The sequence below is a fragment of the Stenotrophomonas sp. KH_052 genome (assembly GCF_057838755.1).
The window spans coordinates 3,192,223-3,208,532 of record NZ_CM174475.1 but is presented as its reverse complement, the minus strand read 5'-3'; the positions used below and the strand labels follow the sequence as shown (position 1 = coordinate 3,208,532).

Annotated in this window: 16 protein-coding genes; 10 read left to right on the top strand and 6 right to left on the bottom strand. The window is 65.0% G+C overall.

Annotation, left to right across the window (positions count from 1 at the left end):
* Positions 1 to 89: 89 nt before the first annotated feature.
* Together AC3ITW_RS14810 and AC3ITW_RS14805 are read left to right on the top strand one after the other, a co-directional pair.
* A complete protein-coding gene (locus tag AC3ITW_RS14810) occupies positions 90 to 1,655 on the top strand; it encodes a POT-type proton-dependent oligopeptide transporter (protein WP_006377682.1) in 1,566 nt (521 codons plus the stop codon).
* A gap of 7 nt (positions 1,656 to 1,662) precedes the next feature.
* Positions 1,663 to 2,289 (top strand): rhomboid family intramembrane serine protease, encoded by a 627-nt coding sequence (locus AC3ITW_RS14805; RefSeq protein ID WP_006377680.1) that lies wholly within the window; start codon positions 1,663 to 1,665, stop codon positions 2,287 to 2,289.
* 55 nt (positions 2,290 to 2,344) lie between these two features.
* Here the strand turns inward: AC3ITW_RS14805 and AC3ITW_RS14800 are convergent, their stop codons facing one another.
* Positions 2,345 to 2,506, bottom strand: coding sequence for a hypothetical protein (locus AC3ITW_RS14800; RefSeq protein ID WP_012511601.1), 162 nt, complete (start codon positions 2,504 to 2,506; stop codon positions 2,345 to 2,347).
* Between the two features lie 209 nt (positions 2,507 to 2,715).
* Between AC3ITW_RS14800 and AC3ITW_RS14795 the strand changes: the two genes are divergently transcribed.
* The 4 genes from AC3ITW_RS14795 to AC3ITW_RS14780 all read left to right on the top strand — a co-directional run bounded on the left by AC3ITW_RS14795 (position 2,716) and on the right by AC3ITW_RS14780 (position 5,995).
* Positions 2,716 to 3,018 (top strand): GNAT family N-acetyltransferase, encoded by a 303-nt coding sequence (locus AC3ITW_RS14795; RefSeq protein ID WP_006377679.1) that lies wholly within the window; start codon positions 2,716 to 2,718, stop codon positions 3,016 to 3,018.
* 37 nt (positions 3,019 to 3,055) lie between these two features.
* Complete coding sequence (locus AC3ITW_RS14790; protein ID WP_012511600.1) at positions 3,056 to 3,937, top strand: DUF3298 and DUF4163 domain-containing protein; 882 nt, start codon at positions 3,056 to 3,058, stop codon at positions 3,935 to 3,937.
* A 19-nt stretch (positions 3,938 to 3,956) separates the two neighbouring features.
* The gene (gene cfa / locus AC3ITW_RS14785; protein ID WP_012511599.1) at positions 3,957 to 5,072 is read left to right on the top strand and encodes a cyclopropane fatty acyl phospholipid synthase; all 1,116 of its coding nucleotides are present in this window, start codon (positions 3,957 to 3,959) and stop codon (positions 5,070 to 5,072) included.
* 161 nt (positions 5,073 to 5,233) lie between these two features.
* Complete coding sequence (locus AC3ITW_RS14780) at positions 5,234 to 5,995, top strand: hypothetical protein (protein WP_006377581.1); 762 nt, start codon at positions 5,234 to 5,236, stop codon at positions 5,993 to 5,995.
* Between the two features lie 198 nt (positions 5,996 to 6,193).
* On the opposite strand, the gene AC3ITW_RS14775 is transcribed toward AC3ITW_RS14780, so the two are convergent.
* Positions 6,194 to 8,362: a M3 family metallopeptidase gene (locus tag AC3ITW_RS14775; RefSeq protein WP_489389676.1), complete on the bottom strand. Its 2,169-nt coding sequence runs from the start codon at positions 8,360 to 8,362 to the stop codon at positions 6,194 to 6,196.
* Positions 8,363 to 8,492: 130 nt separating this feature from the next.
* Here AC3ITW_RS14775 and AC3ITW_RS14770 point away from each other — a divergent pair, with 130 nt between their 5' ends.
* Entirely contained in the window at positions 8,493 to 8,972 is a 480-nt protein-coding gene (locus AC3ITW_RS14770; protein WP_032971418.1) for a glutathione peroxidase, read from the top strand.
* Positions 8,973 to 9,050: 78 nt separating this feature from the next.
* Here the strand turns inward: AC3ITW_RS14770 and AC3ITW_RS14765 are convergent, their stop codons facing one another.
* From AC3ITW_RS14765 to AC3ITW_RS14750, 4 genes are all read right to left on the bottom strand, one after another.
* Positions 9,051 to 9,830 (bottom strand): ferredoxin--NADP reductase, encoded by a 780-nt coding sequence (locus AC3ITW_RS14765; RefSeq protein ID WP_012511596.1) that lies wholly within the window; start codon positions 9,828 to 9,830, stop codon positions 9,051 to 9,053.
* A 79-nt stretch (positions 9,831 to 9,909) separates the two neighbouring features.
* Positions 9,910 to 11,781, bottom strand: a complete 1,872-nt coding sequence (locus AC3ITW_RS14760) for an ABC transporter ATP-binding protein (protein WP_006377523.1) — start codon at positions 11,779 to 11,781, stop codon at positions 9,910 to 9,912.
* 242 nt (positions 11,782 to 12,023) lie between these two features.
* Positions 12,024 to 12,473 carry a carboxymuconolactone decarboxylase family protein gene (locus tag AC3ITW_RS14755; RefSeq protein WP_012511595.1) on the bottom strand — a complete coding sequence of 150 codons (450 nt, stop codon included), beginning with the start codon at positions 12,471 to 12,473 and terminating at the stop codon, positions 12,024 to 12,026.
* Positions 12,474 to 12,509: 36 nt separating this feature from the next.
* A complete protein-coding gene (locus tag AC3ITW_RS14750; RefSeq protein ID WP_154354781.1) occupies positions 12,510 to 13,406 on the bottom strand; it encodes an RNA polymerase sigma-70 factor in 897 nt (298 codons plus the stop codon).
* Between the two features lie 179 nt (positions 13,407 to 13,585).
* Here AC3ITW_RS14750 and AC3ITW_RS14745 point away from each other — a divergent pair, with 179 nt between their 5' ends.
* The 3 genes from AC3ITW_RS14745 to AC3ITW_RS14735 all read left to right on the top strand — a co-directional run bounded on the left by AC3ITW_RS14745 (position 13,586) and on the right by AC3ITW_RS14735 (position 16,253).
* Entirely contained in the window at positions 13,586 to 15,103 is a 1,518-nt protein-coding gene (locus AC3ITW_RS14745) for a fumarate hydratase (protein ID WP_006377486.1), read from the top strand.
* A gap of 120 nt (positions 15,104 to 15,223) precedes the next feature.
* Complete coding sequence (locus tag AC3ITW_RS14740) at positions 15,224 to 15,559, top strand: hypothetical protein (RefSeq protein WP_006377485.1); 336 nt, start codon at positions 15,224 to 15,226, stop codon at positions 15,557 to 15,559.
* A gap of 58 nt (positions 15,560 to 15,617) precedes the next feature.
* Positions 15,618 to 16,253: a glutathione S-transferase family protein gene (locus AC3ITW_RS14735; protein ID WP_489389675.1), complete on the top strand. Its 636-nt coding sequence runs from the start codon at positions 15,618 to 15,620 to the stop codon at positions 16,251 to 16,253.
* Positions 16,254 to 16,310: the final 57 nt, after the last annotated feature.

Genomic DNA, 16,310 nt, shown 5'->3' with positions numbered 1-16,310 from the left:
GCACCGTTGTCATGCAGCCCTGCAGCGTGCTTCGCAAGCCCTGCTTCCGGTAATCTTGCGCCTTTCGCTTTGCAGGATTGCCTTACAGGATGAGCCACGACGCAGTTGCCCCCATCGCCGGCCAGGGAAAGATGCCGCGCCAGATCCCGTACATCATCGGCAATGAGGCCTGCGAGCGGTTCAGTTTCTACGGGATGCGCAACATCCTGGTGCAGTTCCTGATCACCTCGCTGCTGCTGCAGGAAATCACTGCGGAAGGCCGTGCCGGTGAAGCCAAGGACATCATGCACAGCTTCATGATCGGCGTGTATTTCTTCCCGCTGCTCGGTGGCTGGCTGGCCGACAGGTTCTTCGGCAAGTACCACACCATCCTCTGGTTCAGCCTGGTCTACTGCGCCGGCCATCTGTGCCTGGCGCTGTTCGAGAACAGCCGCGAGGGCTTCTTCCTCGGACTGGGCCTGATCGCGCTCGGTGCCGGTGGCATCAAGCCGCTGGTGGCCTCGTTCATGGGCGACCAGTTCGACCAGAGCAACAAGCACCTGGCCAAGATCGTCTTCGACGCCTTCTACTGGATCATCAACTTCGGCTCGCTGTTCGCCTCGCTGCTGATCCCGCTGGTGCTGAAGAACTGGGGCCCGCAGTGGGCGTTCGGCATCCCGGGCATCCTGATGTTCATTGCCACCTTCGTGTTCTGGCTGGGCCGCAAGCGCTACGTGCTGGTGCCGCTGCCGCCGAAGGACCCGCATTCGTTCGCCAACGTGGTACGCACCGCGTTGACCGCGCGCGTCGCCGGCCAGGGGCGTCCGGGCCTGGTGATCGCTGTGCTCGGCCTGGTGCTGGCGGCAGCCTCGTTCGGCCTGGTCGGTTCGCTCGGCATTGTGATCTGCCTGTGCCTGGCGCTGGTCGCCATCCTCGCTGGCATCGGTGGCGGCACCTGGCTGCAGCTGGACCGCGCCCGCGGCCAGCATCCGGCCGAAGCCGTGGAAGGCGTGCGTTCGGTGCTGCGTGTGCTGGTGATCTTCGCGCTGACCACGCCGTTCTTCTCGCTGTTCGACCAGAAGGCCTCGACCTGGGTCCTGCAGGGCCAGCAGATGCAGATGCCGAGCTGGTTCACCGCCTCGCAGATGCAGGCGCTGAACCCGCTGCTGGTGATGATCCTGATTCCGTTCAACAACCTGGTGCTGTACCCGGCCCTGCGCCGCTTCGGTTTCGAACCGACCGCGCTGCGCCGCATGACCGCCGGTATCGCCTTCAGTGGCCTGGCCTGGATCGTGGTGGGTGGCATCCAGGTGGTGATGGATGGCGGCAATGCGATGTCGATCTTCTGGCAGATGCTGCCGTATGCGCTGCTGACCTTCGGTGAGGTGCTGGTCTCGGCCACCGGCCTGGAGTTTGCCTACAGCCAGGCGCCGCAGGCCATGAAGGGCGTGGTAATGAGCTTCTGGAACCTGACCACCACCATCGGCAACCTGTGGGTACTGCTGTCCAACGCCGCGGTGCGCAACGACACGGTGACCCACCAGATTGCCGGAACCGGGCTGAGCGAGGCGGCGTTCCTGATGTTCTTCTTCGCCGGTTTCGCTTTCATCGCGGCGTTGGCTTTCGGTTGGTACGCAAAACGCTATCGTATGGTCGACAACTACCGTAGCGCCTGAGCCTGACATGACCCCCGTCAATCTGCTGTTGATCGCCGTCACCGCCATCCTGTCGTGGATGGCGTTCAACAATCGCAAGCTGGCCGACCGCCTGATCCTGTGGCCGCCGGCAGTGGACCGCCACCGCCAGTACGACCGCCTGGTGACCTATGGCTTCATCCATGCCGACTGGTCGCACCTGATCTTCAACATGATCACCCTGTTCTTCTTCGGGGGCTTCATCGAGAGCGTGATGGTGCAGCTGACCGGCAGCTACCTGACCTACCCGGCGTTCTACATCGGTGCGCTGGTGGTTTCGATCCTGCCCAGCTACCTGAAGAACCAGAAGAACCCGAACTACCTGAGCCTGGGTGCGTCGGGTGCGGTGTCGGCGGTGTTGTTCGCCTTCATCCTGATCAAGCCGTGGTCGATCATCCTGGTGTTCTTCATCCCGGCACCGGCCATCGTGTATGCCGCGTTCTACGTCGGCTACAGCATCTGGATGGACAAGCGTGGCGGCGACCGCATCAACCACAGTGCGCACCTGGCCGGCGCGGCATTCGGCGTGATCTTCATGCTGGCCATGCAGCCGAGCATCTTCAACCACTTCCTGCGCGAACTCTCCAACCCGACTTTCCGCCTCGGCGGCGGTTGAAGGTGGCTGGGGTCGGGTCCGCTGGATCCGGCCCCGGGTTGGCCCCCGCTCCTGTTCAGGCGCGGGTCTGCTGGCCGTAGGTGTCCTGCAGGCGAGCGAATACCTCCTCGCCGATGCGCTGGAAATCCTGGTCTTCGGTCTGCCCTTCCACCGCCAGTTGCAGCAGGCCCTCCAGCAGGGCACGGTCGGTATCGGAATGGGTATCGCTGGGGTGCATGGGAGCCTCCACGGTGGTGCGCATGGTCAACGGTCGCAAGGGTCGTGCCAGCCTGGCCGTACCCCTCCACATGCGATAGCGGCCGCCCGCCCTCCAGCTTGAGGGTCGGGAACTGACGTGAATGGATCGGACTTGCCCCTGTTCAGGCTTCACGCGATCATGGCGCCCGGCTGCGCACCATCCACGCAGTCGTCGCAGGAGACAGCTCCATGGCTTCGGTCACGCCCCCCGGTCTGGCCTACGAGGTCGAACATGATCTGGCCAGCCACCGCTTCACCGCCCGCGTGCGAGGACAGCTGGCGGTGCTCGACTACCAGATCAAGCGCAGGCGCATGGTCATCACCCACACCGAAGTCCCCGAGCCGATCGCCGGCCGTGGCATTGCCGGTGAGTTGACCCGCGTCGCGCTGCGTTTCGCCCGCGAACAGAAGTACAAGGTAGTGCCGGCGTGTTCGTACGCCGAGGCCTTCCTGCAGCGGCACGAGGAGTATCACGACCTGCTCGTTGGCTGAACGCCAGCGGGTCACGCTTCAGCCATGGCAGGCGATGATGTACAAACATGAACAGGGGATCCCGATGAAGATTGGAAACAACCGGCCACTGCACGGCAGCGTGCTGGCCGGCGTGGTGGGCGTGCTGTTGCTGGCCGGTTGCCAGCGTGAAAGCGAGCCGGCAGCGGCGACCGACGCGGCGCCTGCCGCCGAGGCCACTGCGGCAGGTGAAACGCCGGCTGCGGAAGCGCCGCTGGACCTGCGCGATGTGATCGAGAACAACGAGCGCGAAGTGGTGGGCATCAGCTATCCGGCCGGCATCGACCGTTACCCGGGCCTGGCGCGCGCGCTGCAAGGCTACGCCACCAATGCACGCAGCGATCTGCAGCAGGCGCTGGACGGGCTGGGCAACGACAAGCCGACCATGCCCTACGAGCTGTCGCTGAGCTTCGAGAAGCTGCTGGAAACCCCGCAGCTGGTGGTGGTCAGTGCCGATGGCAGCCGTTATACCGGTGGCGCCCACGGTGAGCCGCTGGTGGCGCGCTTCGTGTGGCTGCCGCAGCACCAGCAGATGCTCAGCGCCGAAAAGCTGGTGGCCGATGCCAAGGGCTGGAAGGCGATCAGTGACTTCGTCGCCGACCAGCTGCGCGAACGCGTGGCCACCCGCCTCAGCGGTGAGGACATGGATCCGGCCCAGCTGCAGGAATCGCTGCGCAACGCATCGCGCATGATTGCCGACGGCACCGGCCCGCAGGCCGACAATTTCAGCCAGTTCCAGCCGCTCACCGACGACAAGGGGCAGATCACCGCGCTGCGCTTTGTTTTCCCGCCGTACCAGGTGGGTCCATACTCGGACGGCACCCAGACCGCCGATGTACCGGCGGCGGTGCTGTTGCCGCACGTGGCCAAGGACTACGTGGAGCTGTTCGCACGCGGTTGACCGCAGTCGAGGAGGTGGCGTGGATACAGGGTTGCAGGAGCGGGTCGCCGGCCTGCTGCAGGAAGCCGGGGTCCGCATCGGCGGTACCCAGCCACAGGATATCCAGGTGCATGACCCGCGCTTCTTCGCGCGGGTCATGGCGCACGGCTCGCTTGGCCTCGGCGAGAGCTACATGGACGGTTGGTGGGATGCCAACGTCCTGGACGACTTCCTTGTCCACCTGATGCAGGCGCACCTGGACGAACGGGTGCACGGTTGGCGCGAAGTGGCCGATGCACTGAAGGCGCGCCTGTTCAACCTGCAGGTGGGGCAGGGCAGCTACGAGGTGGGTCGCCGCCACTACGACCTCGGCAACGATCTCTACCAGGCCATGCTTGGCCAGCGCCTGGTCTACAGCTGTGGCTACTGGCGCAATGCCGGCGATCTCGACGCTGCGCAGGAAGCCAAGCTCGACCTGGTCTGCCGCAAGCTGGGCCTGCGCCCGGGCCAGCGTGTGCTGGATATCGGTTGCGGCTGGGGCGAAGCGCTGAAGTTTGCCGCCGAGCGCTACGGCGTCAGCGGAGTAGGTGTGACCATTTCGCAGGAGCAGGCCGAGTTCGCGCGCGAACTATGCGCCGGCCTGCCGATCGAGATCCGCCTGCAGGACTACCGTGAACTGGACGAGCCGTTCGATGCGATTTTCTCGATCGGCATGTTCGAGCACGTCGGCGACAAGAACTACGCCAGCTTCTTCGAGGTGGCCAGGCGCTGCCTGTCGTCACGCGGCCTGCTGCTGTTGCACAGCATCGGCACCAACATTTCGCGGCATCGCACCGATCCTTGGATCGCGCGATACATCTTCCCCAACTCGATGCTGCCATCGGCGGTGCAGATCACCAAGGCGTTCGAAGGCCGTTTCGTGCTGGAGGACTGGCACAACTTCGGCACCGACTACGACCTGACCCTGCAGGCCTGGCGGCGCAACGTGGAAGCAGCGTGGCCGCGGCTGGACGAACGTTACGACGAGCATTTCCGCCGCATGTGGCGCTTCTACCTGGCCGGGTCGATGGCCACCTTCCGTTGCCGGCACGCGCAGCTGTGGCAGCTGGTGCTGTCGCCGGAGGGCGTGCCGGGTGGGTACGTGGCGCCGCGTTGAGGCTGCACTTCTGCCCTGCGCGACCGATGGTGCGGATCGTGGAAGAAGCGACATCGCTTGACGTCATGCGCGAGCGTTGTCGGCGCTGTGCCTGGCTGGAGTGACGTGGGCGCTAGACTTGTCGACCAGCGGCATCACCGCTTCACTGAAGGCATCGCAGCATGGGTTGGGACATCACCTATCATCCGATTGCGGAATCCGAGATCCGTGACATTTATTTCCGTGTGCTTGAGGATGGCGCGCTGGTCGCCGAGCTGCAGCAGCGGTTCCAGATCGAGCCGTTCTACATGGAGCAGCTGCAGGAGCGCATCCAGGAGGCTCGCTCGATCAGCGCAGAAGTGCCTTTCGAGAAGGGGCACGCTTTGTACCTGGCGATCGTGGCCGGCCACTTTCGGCGGTATCACTATCTCCGCGGGAGCGCCCTTTCGTTTTTCATCGACGATCCGGTGGTCGCCCGCTACTTCGCGGACTGGCGGCAACTGGTGCCGTTGCAGTGGGCGGATGCTGCCGCCAGCAACCATCTACGTGAAAACTATGGTGGTGGCGTGTTCATCACGCATGCCCGGCTGAAGCAGTTACGCGCTGATCATGCAGTGGACAGCGCACTGGCTGCGCGCCTGGAGGAGCTGTTCTCCGATGGACGCCTGGTCGTTTTCTGGCGTGTTGTCGATGATGCCATCGCCAAGGGCTGTGGACTGCTGGAGGCCAGCGAGGTGGTCGAGCCGAACCCGATGGATCTCAATGCATCGACCAGCTTGAGCAATCTGCTGAACTGCGCGCCGGATGGCGCGATGCTGTATGCGGAGGCCGCGGCGGCACAGCTGGCGGAGTTCGTGGCAGCGCACCCGGATATCGCATCGACTGCCGCTGCCACGCCCGGTACGCCGAAAGGACGGTGGTGGGAGCGACTGTTTCGGCGGTGACCGGAGAGCATCCACGCATGGCGTGGATCTACTGGTGGGTGCCGACCGTTGGTCGGCACGATCCATTCGCGCCACGAACCCCGGCATCATCGATCCACACATGACGCACTCCAGTAGATCCACGCCATGCGTGGATGCCCCAACAAAAAACCGCCCGGTCTCCCGGGCGGTTTTCGTTTCAGGCTACCGCGCGGGCGATCAGTTGCCGGCGCCGGTCAGGCCACGCTTTTCCAGCAGCGGTTCGATCTGCGGCTCGTGGCCGGCGAAATCGCGGAACAGCTGCATGGCATCCACGCTGCCGCCCTTGGACAGCAGGGTGGCGCGGAAGTGGTCGCCGTTCTTGCGGCTCAGGCCGCCGTTGTCCTTGAACCACTTCTGGGTGTTGGCGTCGAGCACTTCCGACCAGATGTAGGCGTAGTAGCCGGCCGAGTAGCCGCCCATGATGTGGCTGAAGTACGGGGTCTTGTAGCGGGGCGGGACCGGCGCGTAGTAGATGCCGTCCTTCTCCAGCGCGGCGCGCTCGAAGGCCATCACGTCCTTGGCGGCCGGCACCTGGTCGGCGCTGATCTGGTGCCAGCGCTGATCAAGCATGGCCGCACCCAGGTACTCGGTGGTGGCGAAGCCCTGGTTGAACTTGGCAGCGGCCAGCACCTTGTCCAGCAGTGCCTGCGGCATCGCCGAACCATTCTGGTAGTGCTTGGCGTAGTTCTTCAGGATGACCGGATTATCCGACCACATCTCGTTGACCTGCGAGGGGAACTCGACGAAGTCACGCGGCACCGAAGTGCCCGAGAAGTACGGGTACTTCACGTTGGAGAACATGCCGTGCAGGGCGTGGCCGAACTCGTGGAAGGTGGTGTTCACCTCGTCCCAGGTCAGCAGGGTCGGCTGGCCGGCCGGCGGCTTCGGGATGTTCAGGTGGTTGGCGACCACCGGCTTGAAGCCGGTCAGCTTGGACTGCGAGACGTAGGAGTTCATCCACGCACCGCCGCGCTTGGAGGCGCGTGCATACGGGTCGAAGATGAAGATCGCCAGCTGGCTGCCGTCAGCGTCGAACACGTCGTAGACGGTGACGTCATCGTGGTAGACCGGCAGGTCGGTGCGCTGCTTGAAGGTCAGGCCGAATTCCTGGCCGGCGGCGTAGAACACGCCGTTCTCCAGCACGTTCTTCATCTCGAAGTACGGCTTCAGCTGCGACTCGTCGAAGTTGTACTTGGCCTGGCGCACCTTCTCGCTGTAGAAGGCCCAGTCCCACGGTTCCAGCTGGAAGGTCGGCTTGCGCGCGGCCTTCTGTTCCTTGTCGATCATCGCCTGCAGGTCGGCGGCTTCGCGCTTGGCATTGGCCACGGCGGCCGGGGCCAGCTTGCCCAGCATCGCGTTGACCGCTTCCGGGGTCTTGGCGGTCTGGTTGGTCAGGTTGTAGGCGGCGAAATTCGGGAAGCCCATCAGCTTGGCCTTGTCGGCGCGCAGCTGCATGATGCGCGCGACCAGCGCGGTGTTGTCGAACTCGCCGCCACGGCTGCCGCGGGTGGTGGACGCTTCGTAGATCTTCTGGCGCAGAGCACGGTTGGCCAGGTTGGTCAGCGGCGGCTGGCCGGTGGTGTTGAGCAGGGTGATCACGTACTTGCCGTCCAGGCCACGGGCCTTGGCAGCTTCGGCAGCGGCGGCGATCTGCTCCTTGGACAGGCCGTCCAGTTCCTTGACGTCATTGACGGTGATCGCCGAAGCGTTCACTTCCGACTGCACGTTCTGGCTGAACTTGGTGCCGAGGTTGGCCAGCTCCGCGTTCATTTCCTTCAGCTTGGTCTTGTCGGCCTCGGACAGCTTGGCGCCGGCGCGCACGTAGTTGTCGTAGTACTTTTCGACCAAGCGCACGCCTTCAGCGTCCAGGCCCAGGGTGGCGCGGCTGTCATACAGCGCCTGGATGCGCGCGAACAGCTTGCCGTTCAGCGCGATCGCATCGCTGTGCGCGGCGAACTTCGCCGAATAGTCGGCCTGCAGCTTCTTGCGGGTGTCGTTGGTGTCGGCGCCGACCAGGCTGAAGAACACGGTGGTCGCGCGGTCCAGGGTGTCACCGCTCTTTTCCAGGGCGATGATGGTGTTGTCGAAGGTCGGCTTGGCCTTGTTGTTGGCAATCGCCTCCACTTCCTTCAGCTGCTGCGCCATGCCGGCGTCGAAGGCCGGGGCGAAGTCGCTGTCCTTGATCTTGTCGAACTGCGGGAAATGCAGCGGCAGCGGGCTGTCGGCGAAGAACGGATTGGCCTGCTGGGCATTGGCAGCGGTGGCCGGGGCGGCGGCGCTGGCCGAATAGGCGGGCAGGGCAAGGCCGAGGGTCATGGCCACGGCAAGGGCAAGGCGGGTGGTCAAGGTCGATACTCCGGTAAGGCAAACAAGGGCCCGAGGGTAACCCGGCCCGCGGCGCCCGCACTTGTGTCAAAAGGCATGTTGCCGGGGCTGGGCGCAGGTACCATGCATTCACCGCCCACGGCCCGCTGCCATGACCACTGCCTACGACTTCAGCTTCCGCGACCTCGACGGCCAGCCGCAGGCGTTGGCGCAGTACCAGGGCCGTCCGCTGCTGCTGGTCAACGTGGCCAGCCGTTGTGGCTTCACCCCGCAATACACCGGGCTGGAACAGCTGTGGCAGGACTATCGTGATCGCGGCCTGGTGGTGATCGGCTTTCCCTGCAACCAGTTCGGCGCGCAGGAACCCGGTGATGCCGCACAGATCCGCCAGTTCTGTTCGATCGATTACCCGGTCAGCTTCCCGCTGTCGCAGAAGATCGAGGTCAATGGCGAGGGTGCCGACCCGCTGTGGGCATGGCTGTCACACGAGAAGCGCGGGCTGCTGGGCATCGCCCGCATCAAATGGAACTTCAGCAAGTTCCTGGTCGACCGCCAGGGGCAGGTGGTGTCGCGGCATGCGCCCACCACCAAGCCGGAGCAGCTGCGCGGCGAGATCGAAGCGCTGCTGTGAGATGAACCCAAAAAGGGGACGGAGGGGATTAAGTCGTTTGTGCACAAACGACTTAATCCCCTCCGTCCCCTTTTTTGCTTACTTCTCGACGAACGCGCGCTCGAACACGTAGTGGCCCGGCTGGCCGATACGCGGCGAGACCTGGAAGCCACGGGCATCGAGCACGCTGCGCAGGTCGGCCAGCATCTGCGGGCTGCCGCAGATCATCGCGCGGTCGTTCTCCGGGCTCAGCTCCGGCAGGCCGAGGGTGCGCTGCATCTCGCCGCTTGCCATCAGCTGGGTCAGGCGGCCCTGGTTGGCGAACGGCTCGCGGGTGACGGCCGGGTAGTACAGCAGCTTGTCGCCGATCATCTCGCCCAGGAACTCATGCTCGCGCAGTTCCTTCTCGAAATAGTCGCGGTAGGCCAGATCCTTCTCGTAGCGCACGCCGTGGCAGAGGATCACCTTCTCGAAGCGCTCGTAGGTTTCCGGGTCCTTGATGACCGACAGCCACGGCGCCATGCCGGTGCCGGTGCCCAGCAGATACAGGTTCTTGCCGGGGTGCAGATCGCTGATCAGCAGGGTGCCGGTGGGCTTCTTGCCGACCAGCACCTTGTCACCCGGCTTGATGTGCTGCAGGCGCGAGGTCAACGGGCCGTCCTGCACCTTGATGCTGAAGAACTCCAGATGCTCTTCCCAGTTGGCGCTGGCGATGGAATACGCACGCAGCAGCGGCCGCGCCTCGGTTTCCAGGCCGATCATCACGAACTGGCCGTTCTCGAAGCGGAAACCGCTGTCGCGGGTGAGGGTGAAGCTGAAGTAGGCATCGGTCCAATGACGGACCTCAAGCACCGTTTCGGCGCCAAAAGCGGAGGACATGGGCGTATCTATCGGAAGTCGTCGGGGTGATTCTATCTCAAATGAGACAGGTTCTCATTAGGCGGAACGAGAGGCGTTCTCAGCGGTAACCGGCCGCCTGCAGCTCGAACAGCTCGGCATAACGACCGCCCTCGGCCATCAGCTGCTCGTGGGTGCCGCTGGCCTCGATCCGGCCATCGGCCAGCACCAGGATGCGATCAGCCATGCGTACCGAGGAAAAGCGGTGGGAAATCAGCACTGCGGTGCGATTATCCGCCAGTTCCCTGAACCGCTGGAACACCTCGAACTCACTTCGCGCATCCAGCGCCGCCGTTGGCTCATCCAGGATCATCACCTGCGCATTGCGCATCCATGCACGGGCGATGGCGATCTTCTGCCATTGGCCACCGGACAGGTCCACGCCCTGCTTGAAGCGGCGACCAATCAGCTGGTTGTAGCCGCCGGGCAGGTCGTCGATCACTTCCTCGGCCATGCCGCGCCGCGCGGCGTCGGCGATGCGTGCCTGATCGTCCATCGCCTCGACCTGGCCGACGCCGATGTTCTCGCCGGCGCTGAGGTTGTAGCGCACGAAGTCCTGGAAGATCACCCCGAGGTTGGCGCGCAGGTCGTCCAGGTCGTAGTCGCGCAGATCGCGGCCATCGAGCAGGATGCGGCCCTCGTCCGGTTCGTACAGCCGCGCCAGCAGCTTGACCAGGGTGGTCTTGCCGGCGCCGTTCTCGCCGACCAGGGCCAGCACTTCGCCGGCCTGCAGCTGGAAATCGAGGTGGCGTACCGCCCACTGTTCGGCGTCGGGGTAGCGGAAGCCGACGTTCTCGAACACGAAGCCCTGGCGGATCGGCTGCGGCACGCGTACCGCGCCCTCGCGCGAATGGATTTCCGGCTGGATCTGGAAGAACGAGAACAGGTCATCCAGGTACAGCGCCTGGCTGGCCACCTGCGAGAAACCGATCAGCAGGCCTTCCAGCAGCTGGCGCAGGCGCAGGAAGCTGCCGGCGAGGAAGGTCAGGTCACCGATCGAGAAGTCGCCGCGCACCGTGCGCCACGCGATGTAGGCGTACGCGGTGTAGTAGCCCAGCGTGCCCAGCGCAGCCAGCAGCGTGCCCCAGAACGCACGCCGCCGTGCCAGTGCACGGTTGGCCTGGAAGAGTGCTACAGACAACCTGCGATAGCGTTCCACTAGGAAGCGATGCAGGTTGTAGATCTTCACTTCCTTGGCCGTTTCCACGCTGGCACCCAGCTGGCGCAGGTAGTCGAGCTGGCGGCGCTCCGGCGTCCACTGGAAGTTGAGGCTGTAGCCGGCCGCATTGAAGTGCGATTCACCGATGAAGGCCGGCACCAGCGCCAGCACCAGCAGCAGGATCAGCCACGGCGCATAGACCAGCAGGCCGATGGCGAGGCTGGCCACGGTGATCGCGTCCTGTACCTGGCCGAACAACTGGCTCATCAGGTTCATCCGGCCCATGGTCTGGCGCCGTGCTCGGTCCAGCTTGTCCTGCAGGTCCGGGTCTTCGAAATCCTCCAGATCCAGCGTCGCAGCGTGCTCCATCAGCCGGATGCTGGTGACGTTGGCGAACAGCTCCGAGAGCAGGGCATCGGCGTAGCTGACCAGCCGGCCGAGCAGATCCGAGGCGATGGCCAGGCCGAATTCCAGCGCCAGCAGGCCCAGCAGCGGATTCAGTATGCCGCTGGACAGTGCCTCGCCTAGCGGCGGGAAGCCAGCGTCGTGCTGGCTCAGGTGCAGGGCGCTGTCGATGATCAGCTTGCCGACGTAGAGCATCGCCACCGGCAGCAGCGCACGGATCAGGCGCAGGCCAAGGCTGGCCAGGGTGAGCGTGGGGCTGGTCTTCCAGACCATGCGCAGGAACGGTGGCAGGTTGCGCATCGCCTTGAAGCGTTGTCGCAGGCTGGGCTTCTTCGCGGCGGCAGCGCCGGCGGTGGGGGTAGCAGGCATGCGCGTATTGTGCGCGCCCGACGCGTGCAGATGGGGTCAGTGCAGCCGTGTGGCCGACACCGGGGTCAGATCCCTTTGTGGAGCAAAGGGCTCTGACCTCATCTGCCCGGATCGGGTCAGAGCCCTTCGTAATGCGAAGGGATCCGACCCACCACATCCACGCATGGCGTGGATCTACCGTGTCGACCAAGGTCGACACCTACCAACAGCTGCAGAACCTGCCTGGCCCGGCTTGCCTCCCTTTACGGCAGCGGCGGCAGCAGCCCGGCGCCCAGCCGGTTCCAGGCGTTGATCACCGCAATGCCCATGCTCAAGTCGCTGATGCCCTTCTCATCGAAGTGCGGCGCCAGCGCATCGAACGCCGCCTGCGACGGCGCACCGTCGGTCAAGCGGGTCAGTGCCTCGGCCCAGCCCAGTGCCGCACGCTCGCGCGCATCGAAGAAGCGGCTTTCGTGCCAGGCCGGCAGGGTATCGAGCTTGCGCGGCTCGATGCCGCCCTTGCGCAGCGTGGTGGCATGCATGTCCATGCAGTAGCCGCAGCCGTTGAGCTGCGACACGCGCAGGAACACCAGTTCCATCAGGGTCGGATCGATCGAGCTGTCATGTACGGCCTGGCTGGTGGCCAGCAGGCCCTTGAAGGCCTCGGCTGCCAGGCGGGTGTAAGGGACGCGGGGAGAGGCGTGGTCGGACATTTTCGGCTCCACGGCGGCCACGATGGCCGCCTTTCACTACCAGGACGCCGCAGTGTCGCCGCGCGTGACAACCCCCGGCAACTTTTCCGGATTCAGCACGCTGTACACGTTGGCGATGCGGCCAGCGACCACCTCGATGGTGGTGACCGAGTGCAGGCGATCACCGATGAAGCGCAGGATCGCCGGCTCGCCGTTGACGTAGCCCAGCTGCGCCGGATGCACCGCACCGCGGCGCGCGATGGCCCAGAACAGGCGGCCGATGCGTTCGGCGCCGAGCAGCGGGCGGACCGCGGCGGTAACCACGCCGCCGCCGTCGGAAACCAGTACCGCATTGGCGTGCAGCAGGGCCTGGATCCCCTCGCTGTCTCCGCGTTGGGAGGCGTCCATGAAGCGTGCCAGCAGCTGCCGGTGCTGGCTGGCATCGGCATTGAAGCGTGGCCGCCCAGACTGCAGGCGCTGCCGGGCACGGTGCACCAGCTGGCGGCAGTTGGCTTCGCTGTGGCCGATCAGCTCGGCGATTTCGCGGTAGTCGTGGTCGAAGGCTTCCTTCAGCAGGAAGGCGGCGCGCTCCTCGGGGCCGAGCTGTTCGAGCAGGGTCAGGAAGGCGACCGAGATGTCGTCGGCCAGCGCATGCAGCTGCGCCGGGCCGGGCGCCGGATCCGGCTCCAGGCTGACCGCCAGCGGCTCGGCCAGCCATGGGCCGACGTAGTGCACGCGCTCGCGCTTGGCCGCGCGCAGCCGGTCCAGGCCGAGCCGGGTGGTGGTGGTGACCAGCCACGCCTCGGGATCGCGGACGCTGGTCGGGTCCGCCCTGGACCAGCGCAGCCAGGCATCCTGGACCACGTCTTCGGCGTCGGCGCGGCTGCCGAGCAGGCGGTAGGCCAGCGCCATCAGGCGCGGGCGGTGGGTCTGGAAAGCGGTTTCGGCGTTCATGTGGGCAAGGACGCGCCAGCGGGGCGCGGCGTGACAGAGGGTTACAGGCCGGATCTCAGCGGGATTGGGGTCAGATCCCTTTCCAGGGGAAAGGGATCTGACCCCACCGACTCTACCCGCGGCCGGGGAGGGGGTAAAATGGGGGATTACCCCGCCAGCCTCCAGCAAGCGAGCAAGTCGTGACATCGATCAAGCAGGAAGACCTCATCCAGTCCATCGCCGACGCGCTGCAGTACATCTCGTACTACCACCCGGTCGACTACATCAAGAACCTTGCCGCCGCCTACGAGCGCGAGGAGTCGCCGGCAGCGAAGGAAGCGATGGCGCAGATCCTGATCAATTCGCGCATGTGCGCCGAAGGCCACCGTCCGATCTGCCAGGACACCGGCATCGTCACCGTGTTCCTGGAAATCGGCATGGACGTGCGTTGGGATGACGCCACCATGGGCGTGGAAGACATGGCCAATGAAGGCGTGCGCCGCGCCTACATGCACCCGGACAACAAGCTGCGCGCCTCGGTGCTGGCTGATCCGGCCGGCAAGCGCATCAACACCAAGGACAACACCCCGGGCGTGGTCAACGTCAAGGTGGTGCCGGGCAACACTGTCGACGTGATCGTCGCCGCCAAGGGCGGTGGTTCGGAAGCCAAGACCAAGTTCGCCATGCTCAACCCGTCCGACTCCATCGTCGACTGGGTGCTGAAGACCGTGCCGACCATGGGCGCCGGCTGGTGCCCGCCGGGCATGCTCGGCATCGGCATCGGCGGCACCGCCGAGAAGGCGATGCTGCTGGCCAAGGAAGCGCTGATGGAGCCGATCGACATCACCGAGCTGCAGGCCCGTGGTGCGTCCAACCGCATTGAAGAGCTGCGCCTGGAGCTGTACGAGAAGGTCAACGCGCTGGGTATTGGTGCGCAGGGCCTGGGTGGCCTGACCACCGTGCTCGACATCAAGATCAACGACTACCCGACCCATGCGGCCAACCTACCGGTGGCGATGATCCCTAACTGCGCGGCCACCCGCCATGCGCACTTCACCCTGGATGGCAGCGGCCCGGTGATGCTGGACCCGCCGTCGCTGGAGGACTGGCCGAAGCTGACCTACGATTCGTCCAAGGGCACCCGCGTGGACCTGGACACGATCACCCCGGAGGACGTGGCCAGCTGGAAGCCGGGCCAGACCCTGCTGCTCAACGGCAAGCTGCTGACCGGTCGCGACGCCGCGCACAAGCGCATGGTCGACATGCTCAACAAGGGCGAGGAACTGCCGGTCGATCTGAAGGGCCGCTTCATCTACTACGTCGGCCCGGTCGATCCGGTGCGCGACGAGGTAGTGGGCCCGGCCGGTCCGACCACGGCGACCCGCATGGACAAGTTCACCCGCCAGGTGCTGGAGCAGACCGGCCTGCTGGGCATGGTCGGCAAGGCCGAGCGCGGCCCGGCGGCGATCGAAGCGATCCGTGACAACAAGTCGGCCTACCTGATGGCGGTCGGCGGTTCGGCCTACCTGGTGTCCAAGGCGATCAAGGCGGCCAAGGTGGTCGGCTTCGCTGACCTGGGCATGGAGGCGATCTATGAGTTCACCGTGCAGGACATGCCGGTGACCGTGGCGGTGGATTCCACCGGCGAGTCGGTGCACAAGACCGGCCCGCGCGAATGGCAGGCCCGCATCGGCAAGATTCCGGTGGTGGTGGAGTAATTCCGCACGTTTCGTTTCAGACAACGGCGCCCGTGTGGCGCCGTTGTTGTGTGGTGAGGGTTAACGAACCTGCAGCATCTGCTCTGCTAGGCTCGGCGCGACCTCACACAGGACGTGTTCATGGGCCTGCATCGATTCATCGCCGTTGCGACCCTGCTGGCCCTGGCCGGCTGCAGTACAACCTCATCCTATGAAGGTGCGGATTTCTCCGCCTCCTCGCAGTGCCGCATGCAGTGCCAGGCCGACTATCGCAGCTGCATGGCGCGGGGCAGTATCGGCAGCAATGACTTCAGCTGCGAACAGCAGGTGGTGCCGGCGCCGGACAAACGCTGCAAGGACGTTGCCAACCCCGAGCTGCGCCGTTCCTGTGAACTGAAGACGCACGACTGCGCGATACGCACGCCGATCATGTCCTGTAGCGAAGGCCGCGATACCTGCATGAGCAGCTGCGGCTGAGCGACGATTGCGCGCGTGGGCGCATAATCGGCTGATCCACCTGCACAGGATCTTCCGCATGAGCACCACGCTGTATGGTTCAACCAGTACCGCCGCGCTGGTGGTGCACTGGCTGCTGATCGAGCTGGGCATCGAGCACGAACTGGTGCTGCTGGATTTCGACGCGCGCGAGCACAAGTCGGCGGAGTACCTGGCGCTGAATCCGGCCGGTGTGGTGCCGACACTGCTGATCGATGGCTTGGTACTGACCGAAGCGGCGGCGATCGCACTGTATCTGGCTGACCGCCATCCGGAGGCCAACCTGCTGCCCGCACTGGGCACGCCGCAGCGCGCCGATGCCTACCGCTGGATGTTCTGGTGTGCCAATACGCTGCAGCCGACCTATCGGGCCTGGTTCTATCCGCACGAAATGGCAGGTGAGGCAAATATCGAAGCGAGCCGCGAGATGGCCCGTCAGCGCCTTGAGGCGGCCTGGCAGCATGTGGCCAGGCACCTGCAGGCGCACGGACCGTATCTGCTGGGTGCCACGCCCTGCGTGGTCGACTACATGCTGGTGATGCTGATGCGCTGGTCGCGCAACATGCCGAAGCCCAGCGACACCTGGCCGGTGCTGAAGGTGCATGCCACGTCGATGAAGGCGCGCCCGGCGTTCGCCGAGGTATACCGCCGCGAGGGCATCACCGACTGGCGGTAACCAGAAAAGGGGACGGAGGGGATTAAGTCGTTTGTGCACAAGCGACTTAATCCCCTC

Coding starts and splice junctions, on each gene's coding strand:
- AC3ITW_RS14810 (WP_006377682.1), top strand. CDS start 90: ATGAGCCACGACGCAGTTGCCCCCATCGCCGGCCAGGGAAAGATGCCG.
- AC3ITW_RS14805 (WP_006377680.1), top strand. CDS start 1,663: ATGACCCCCGTCAATCTGCTGTTGATCGCCGTCACCGCCATCCTGTCG.
- AC3ITW_RS14800 (WP_012511601.1), bottom strand. CDS start 2,506: ATGCACCCCAGCGATACCCATTCCGATACCGACCGTGCCCTGCTGGAG.
- AC3ITW_RS14795 (WP_006377679.1), top strand. CDS start 2,716: ATGGCTTCGGTCACGCCCCCCGGTCTGGCCTACGAGGTCGAACATGAT.
- AC3ITW_RS14790 (WP_012511600.1), top strand. CDS start 3,056: ATGTACAAACATGAACAGGGGATCCCGATGAAGATTGGAAACAACCGG.
- AC3ITW_RS14780 (WP_006377581.1), top strand. CDS start 5,234: ATGGGTTGGGACATCACCTATCATCCGATTGCGGAATCCGAGATCCGT.
- AC3ITW_RS14770 (WP_032971418.1), top strand. CDS start 8,493: ATGACCACTGCCTACGACTTCAGCTTCCGCGACCTCGACGGCCAGCCG.
- AC3ITW_RS14765 (WP_012511596.1), bottom strand. CDS start 9,830: ATGTCCTCCGCTTTTGGCGCCGAAACGGTGCTTGAGGTCCGTCATTGG.
- AC3ITW_RS14760 (WP_006377523.1), bottom strand. CDS start 11,781: ATGCCTGCTACCCCCACCGCCGGCGCTGCCGCCGCGAAGAAGCCCAGC.
- AC3ITW_RS14755 (WP_012511595.1), bottom strand. CDS start 12,473: ATGTCCGACCACGCCTCTCCCCGCGTCCCTTACACCCGCCTGGCAGCC.
- AC3ITW_RS14750 (WP_154354781.1), bottom strand. CDS start 13,406: ATGAACGCCGAAACCGCTTTCCAGACCCACCGCCCGCGCCTGATGGCG.
- AC3ITW_RS14740 (WP_006377485.1), top strand. CDS start 15,224: ATGGGCCTGCATCGATTCATCGCCGTTGCGACCCTGCTGGCCCTGGCC.
- AC3ITW_RS14735 (WP_489389675.1), top strand. CDS start 15,618: ATGAGCACCACGCTGTATGGTTCAACCAGTACCGCCGCGCTGGTGGTG.